Source organism: Rahnella sp. ChDrAdgB13, assembly GCF_017655185.1.
Lineage (GTDB): Bacteria > Pseudomonadota > Gammaproteobacteria > Enterobacterales > Enterobacteriaceae > Rahnella > Rahnella contaminans.
Genome location: NZ_JAEMGT010000046.1, coordinates 1 through 4,804, shown reverse-complemented (window position 1 = coordinate 4,804; position 4,804 = coordinate 1). Strand labels below are relative to the sequence as shown.

Annotated in this window: 8 protein-coding genes; 7 read left to right on the top strand and 1 reads right to left on the bottom strand. The window is 49.0% G+C overall.

The genetic code is table 11. The features are described 5' to 3' along the window. The 6 genes from J8X26_RS14405 to J8X26_RS14380 all read left to right on the top strand — a co-directional run. Positions 1–726 (top strand): baseplate J/gp47 family protein (locus J8X26_RS14405; RefSeq protein WP_208951214.1); only part of this gene is annotated, 726 nt, incomplete at its 5' end. Positions 727–728: 2 nt separating this feature from the next. Beyond that, positions 729–1,268 (top strand): YmfQ family protein, encoded by a 540-nt coding sequence (locus tag J8X26_RS14400; RefSeq protein WP_208951213.1) that lies wholly within the window; start codon positions 729–731, stop codon positions 1,266–1,268. Further along, positions 1,265–2,305 carry a hypothetical protein gene (locus J8X26_RS14395; protein WP_208951212.1) on the top strand — a complete coding sequence of 347 codons (1,041 nt, stop codon included), beginning with the start codon at positions 1,265–1,267 and terminating at the stop codon, positions 2,303–2,305. The genes J8X26_RS14400 and J8X26_RS14395 overlap by 4 nt, the downstream gene beginning before the upstream one ends. Beyond that, on the top strand, positions 2,306–2,737 hold the full coding sequence (locus J8X26_RS14390) for a tail fiber assembly protein (protein ID WP_208951211.1): 432 nt from the start codon (positions 2,306–2,308) through the stop codon (positions 2,735–2,737). Positions 2,738–2,850: 113 nt separating this feature from the next. Then, positions 2,851–3,231 (top strand): hypothetical protein, encoded by a 381-nt coding sequence (locus tag J8X26_RS14385; protein ID WP_208951210.1) that lies wholly within the window; start codon positions 2,851–2,853, stop codon positions 3,229–3,231. Positions 3,232–3,332: 101 nt separating this feature from the next. Continuing rightward, positions 3,333–3,557, top strand: coding sequence for a hypothetical protein (locus J8X26_RS14380; RefSeq protein ID WP_208951209.1), 225 nt, complete (start codon positions 3,333–3,335; stop codon positions 3,555–3,557). On the opposite strand, the gene J8X26_RS14375 is transcribed toward J8X26_RS14380, so the two are convergent. Further along, entirely contained in the window at positions 3,554–3,832 is a 279-nt protein-coding gene (locus tag J8X26_RS14375; RefSeq protein WP_208951208.1) for a hypothetical protein, read from the bottom strand. The two genes, J8X26_RS14380 and J8X26_RS14375, sit on opposite strands and share 4 nt — an antisense overlap. A 210-nt stretch (positions 3,833–4,042) precedes the next feature. Between J8X26_RS14375 and J8X26_RS14370 the strand changes: the two genes are divergently transcribed. Continuing rightward, on the top strand, positions 4,043–4,804 hold a 762-nt coding region (locus tag J8X26_RS14370; RefSeq protein WP_208951207.1), incomplete at its 3' end, for a DNA adenine methylase.

Sequence of the window (4,804 nt, the reverse complement as noted above, 5' to 3'; positions counted from 1 at the left end):
GCAGGTGCGCTGGACGATAACGGCACCGCCACGATAGCAGCCAAAGCCACCACTGCAGGGACGAGTGGCAACCTCGCCGCAGGCGTCACCGGCACGCTGGTTTCTGCGCCGTCCGGCGTTGACAGTACGGTGACCGTCGTCAGCATGACGGGGGCGACGGACGTTGAGACCGACGACGAACTGCTGACGCGCCTGCTTGATGTGATGCGACAGCCCGCCGCAGGCGGCAATGCTCACGACTATAAAGTGTGGGCGGAGTCCATTAACGGCGTCAGCGGGGCTTGGGTATTTCCCCTGCGCCGTGGGCTGGGCACGGTCGATGTTGTGATAACCGCCACGGACGGATTGCCCTCAGACGAAACGCTGGCCGCCGTGCAAAACTATATCGACAGCGTGCGCCCGGTCGGCCCCGGCGAGGCAAGCTGTCAGGTGCTGGCCCCAACCGAGAAAACGGTCGATGTGACCGTGGCGGTCGGTATCAGTGACGATACCACGCTGGAGGTGGTCACCGAGTCCATTACGACCAGCCTTAATAACTGGTTTGCGGCGCTGATACCCGGACAGGAAGCCATTGTGACCCAAATTGGGGCGCTGATTTCTGACACCGCTGGCGTACTGGACTACAGCATCACCGCACCGACCGGTAACGTCTCACCGATCGTCAGTGAAATGGTGGTTGAGTGGGTGCGTCCTGGTGCGTTCAGCATCACACAGCTGAGTGAATAAGCATGAACCGGGCTGAATACCTCAATTTACTGGCCTTGCTGCTACCTCCGGTGACCTATGTCCCGTCAGGTGAAAGACTGCAGGCCGAACTCAACGCCGAGGCCTTACTGTATTCCACGCTCGATGGCGTTATTGCAGATTTGGTATCGGCGATTGATCCTGAATCAGCTACCGACATGCTTACCGATTGGGAGCGTGTTTATGCACTCACGCCAGCGAGCATCGATACGTTGCAGCAGCGCCGCCAGAACGTGATGGCGGCTCTGGCTGAAACAGGCGGTTTAAGCCGTCAGTATTTTATTAATCTGGCGGCGGCGCTGGGTTATGACATCACGATTGAAGAACCTGCCGACCCGCTGTGGCGATGGATAGTGAACGTCAACGGCACGCCTGAGCAGACTTATTATTTTCGGGTAGATGAATCATCGGTGGGTGACCGCCTGGAAGAATCCGGCGACCCGGATTTAGAAACGTTATTTAACCGGTTAAAACCGGCGCATACAGAATGCGTATTTAAGTATTTAGAGGAAAGCGAAACGTGAAAAAGTTAATTGACCCAATTAATACTTCCGATGGCCTTTTTCACGGGAAAAATAAGCAAACCGGTGAAGTGTCCACGATTGTCACGTCGGTTTATATGAACGACACCCAATCCGCCACGCGAATTAATCAGCAGGAATTAATTGCCATATTAACGGCGGCAGAAATCAAACCCGATGAAGCTACATCTGATCAGGTATTAACTGCATTAAAAACACTGTTTCTGGACAGAGATAATGAACGCGTAAGCAACGCCCTGCAAAAGGGGAATAACCTTTCTGATGTCACAGATGCTGCCACGTCACGCAAAAACCTCGAACTGGATAAAGTCGGTAACTGGGTGGCAGTACAGCAGGGTGGCGGCACTGACATGGAGAGCAATAAGGTTTATGTGGGCTGGGATGGCTCAAAGCTAATCCTTCAGGTGGACTCAAGCCCTGAAGGGGAAATGTATTACAAAAACAACCAGCCTCCCTATCCGGTCACCAGCGTAAACAATAAGACAGGCGCTGTATCTCTCGGCAGTTCAGATGTAGGACTGGGTGACGTTGGCAACTACGCTGCAGTGCAGGCAAATGGCGGATTGTATAATGTTGGGCCACACAGCATTCACATTGACTGGGGCAATGACGGCAAGTTGCATATAACAGTGGATAATACCGATCAAGGCGCAATGTACACCACGGTAAACCCGCCACCGTACCCTGTTACAAGCGTTAACGGCAAAACTGGTACAGTGACGCTCTCAGATGATTTCTCTATTACTTACCCAGCCATGCTCTGGAATTCGGCGCTGTCCGGGCTTCAAATGCGTATTGGCGATTTTGCACTTCCGGCGACAGCGGGCGCAACGACTGTCATAACGTTCCCGTCCGCTTTCAGCGGTGGTTGTTTGATGGTCATTCCGATCCCTGATGGTGGCTCAGCGGAAGAACAAATCGGCGCAAGCGATTTTTTTGCAACAGGTGCAACGCTGTACAAAGGCTCCAAAGACACAACCGCACGTGGTGGTAAATATCTGGCAATAGGATACAAATAAATGAGTGAGCAATATTTTTACAGTGCAAAGACCGGAGGGTTTTATTCTGAGTCCCACAAAGCTTCATATGAAGCCTCACCAAATGGCTGGCCGGATGACGCCATAGCAGTTAGCGATGATGATTATAAGGCGCTTTTTGAAGGTCAGGCGAAAGGCAAAATCATCACTGCTGACAGCAACGGTAAGCCCGTATTGTCAGACCCACCCGCACCGACACAGGAAGAGCTTATCGCACAGGCCACAACCCAGCGTGATTCACTGATGGCAATAGCCACATCTGCGATAGCACCATTGCAAGATGCCGTTGATATTGACGAGGCCACGGACGAAGAAATCGCACTCCTGAAAGCCTGGAAGAAATACCGTGTAGCACTCAGTCGCTTAGACCTGTCAACCGCTCCTGATATTGAATGGCCTACGCAACCCAATTAATACATTTTCCCTAAACCGGAAATAACATGTAGTACACCCAAAAGGAATAGTCCATGAAATTCATTACATGGATACGGCACCTTTTTATTCATAAACCACGAAAGGAAATAATCATGAGCACCATTAATATCACCGGTAATATCCAGAAAGCCGCATTAGTGCAATTACGCAGTAAAGAAATTGTCACCAATATTCTGGCTGCAATTTACACCGGCCCGACCAAGGAAGACGCCACCGCAGCAGCAGTTGACTTTGTAGGTCATCTGACCCTGCACAACGAGGATGCCGTCAAAACCGCCTGTGGTGACAACTTCGACGCCATCGCGGCGGCGTTCACAGACCAGGCACAAAGCATTGCTGAAAAACTTGCTGATGCGGTAATTGATGCAGACAAAGCCGAAACTGAATCACAGGTTCAGAAATACGTCGATAATCTGCAATACAAACACAGCATCGACAACGGTCAGGATGTTGTCGATGACCCGGCTGAATAACAGCATCATTATTTAGTTATGCGCCGGATTTCTCCGGCGCATTTCTATATCGCTTGTGTCAAAAATTATAATTGATGAAAAATGAAACCGTAGGAATGAACATGAAAACTAAAAACATTCAACTCGTGCGTCTCTATGAATCAGGTATTTTCAAAGGATTTTCTCTCGCTGTAGACGAGGAGCTTATCGATGAGGTGGTTGAAAGTTCAATCAAAACAACCCCGGAAGGGCCACTGGAAATGACGGTCAAATTTGCACTTTGTGGTCAGGATGTTATCGGGGACAGCATTCGGATCGATATTGAACCGAATGCTGTGACATATTAATTCTCCGCTGGATTATTTGATACAAACTTAAGCCCAGAAGGAGTTAACTTTAACTCGGATGAAAAAACTCTTTCGCTGGTCATCGTTTTAATAACCGAGTAACGCCCTACAAGGTCATCGGCCATAAGTTGCCTAATATTGATAACAAGCCGTGTATCCTCAAGGTCGCCAAATTGCTCGCTAAACTCCTCATCAGTTAGACGGCGCGGGTGTATATCAAACAAATAGTCCAAGATTTTCCATTGTAGTTCTTCAGAAAGAAGCGTCTTTTTCATTTTAATACCCTCATTCATGACGGTGACCCTATGTCACCACTGCAAATGAGGGTAAATCATTCATAGTCAATGAGTTATCAACATACTGAATGTTAGGGTTCCTGCTTCGCCTTTGTAACTGATACCGGCTTTAAGCTTTCGTTATATTGGTTTTGGTGATCAATAACTCATTATTGATCGGTAAGTCAGATCGATTAACGAAATGGAATTATGAAAAACACAGTCTTCCCGTGGGTCGGCGGTAAACGCAAACTGGCCAAACATCTGTTACCCCTTTTCCCGGAACACACCTGCTATGTAGAACCTTTCTGCGGCGGTGCCGCATTGTTCTTTATGAAAGAGCCGTCTAAGGTCGAAGTGCTGAATGACATCAATAGCGATATCGTGAACCTGTACAGGGTTATCCAGAACCATTTAGAGGAGTTTTTAAGGCAGTTTAAATGGGCTTTAACCAGCCGTGAAATATTCAAATGGTTAAATGACACACCCACCATCACATTGACGGATATTCAGCGTGCAGCACGATTTTACTACCTGCAAAAATTATCATTCGGGGCGAAAGCTGAAGGGCGAACATTTGGCGTAAGCCCGACGCGACCAACAAGATTAAATATCCTTCGTATTGAAGAAGACCTCTCAGAAGCCTGGCTGCGTCTCCAACATGCCACGCTCGAACATCTGGACTGGCAGAGCTGTATACAGCGCTATGACCGCCCCGGCACACTGTTTTACCTCGACCCGCCTTACTGGAAAACGCATGGCTACGGCGTTCCCTTCGGTATTGAGCAGTATCAGGCAATGGCTGAGCTGGCACGAACTATCAAAGGGAAAATGATTATCTCAGTAAACGATCGTCCTGAGATGCGTGAGGCTTTTGACGGTCTGCAGATATCAACTATCAGCACAACCTACTCAGTGGGCAGTAACAACGGGCACAAAGCTGCTGAGTTGATAATCAGTAATTTCATACCG

Bases quoted from the DNA above. Each gene is read 5' to 3' on its own strand.
- J8X26_RS14385 (WP_208951210.1), top strand. From the start codon at position 2,851: ATGAGCACCATTAATATCACCGGTAATATCCAGAAAGCCGCATTAGTG.
- J8X26_RS14380 (WP_208951209.1), top strand. From the start codon at position 3,333: ATGAAAACTAAAAACATTCAACTCGTGCGTCTCTATGAATCAGGTATT.
- J8X26_RS14400 (WP_208951213.1), top strand. From the start codon at position 729: ATGAACCGGGCTGAATACCTCAATTTACTGGCCTTGCTGCTACCTCCG.
- J8X26_RS14390 (WP_208951211.1), top strand. From the start codon at position 2,306: ATGAGTGAGCAATATTTTTACAGTGCAAAGACCGGAGGGTTTTATTCT.
- J8X26_RS14375 (WP_208951208.1), bottom strand. From the start codon at position 3,832: ATGAAAAAGACGCTTCTTTCTGAAGAACTACAATGGAAAATCTTGGAC.